The organism is Stenotrophomonas sp. AGC87 (assembly GCF_057333975.1).
In genome coordinates this window covers 53,904-54,573 of sequence record NZ_JBHFHW010000005.1, presented here as the reverse complement: position 1 = coordinate 54,573, position 670 = coordinate 53,904, and the positions used below count along the sequence as shown (strand labels likewise).

Below are 670 nucleotides of genomic sequence, written 5' to 3'. Positions count from 1 at the left end.
CACTACCGGTCATGTGACCACAGGGTCCACGCGTACGGGTAGTCTCCGATCTGCTCTGAAAGCCCTGCACGGATCGGATTGCCGAGGATGTAAAGGGCATGCCGATGCAGCGACTCGTCGCAACGCACGGCGTGATCGTGGTAACCGGCTTGCCAGAACGAACCACCACGACCCAGCGATCGATTGATCGCCAACGCAGTCGATGATTTCAAGCGTCGAGCGATATCGGCAAGTGGCTTAGCTTCCAGTTCCACCAACCAGTGCAGATGGTCGGGCATGACCACCCAGGCAAGGGATCGTACGTATCCACGTTCGTCCATTTCCTTCAGGTGCGACATGGCAATTGCGGAAACCTCGGGATCCACAAACCAGCGCTTGCGGTGATCGCAGACCATGGTCAGGACATAGGTCTGTCCTGGAATGGAACAGCGCCCCACGCGTAGTCGAGAAGAACTCATGCTGCATCGTGAGTGATGCCGCAGCGCCATGATATCGGCCAACGGCGCAGACCGTTATCGCCGAAGACCCAAACAAGGTAGTGGGGGGGGGGGGGGGGGGGGGGGGGGGGGGGCTCGGTAATGCGGTAGTGCCGGCCGCTGGCCGGCTTCACGAAGCGCATGCGATTGATGAGGGTTTGCTACAGAGCCGGCCAGCGGCCGGCACTACCGGC

General features: G+C 60.9%; 1 protein-coding gene. It reads right to left on the bottom strand.

Annotation, left to right across the window (positions count from 1 at the left end; genetic code table 11):
- Nucleotides 1-2 precede the first annotated feature (2 nt).
- On the bottom strand, nucleotides 3-458 hold the full coding sequence (locus tag ACE026_RS03145) for an REP-associated tyrosine transposase (RefSeq protein ID WP_486037776.1): 456 nt from the start codon (nucleotides 456-458) through the stop codon (nucleotides 3-5).
- Nucleotides 459-670 lie beyond the last annotated feature (212 nt).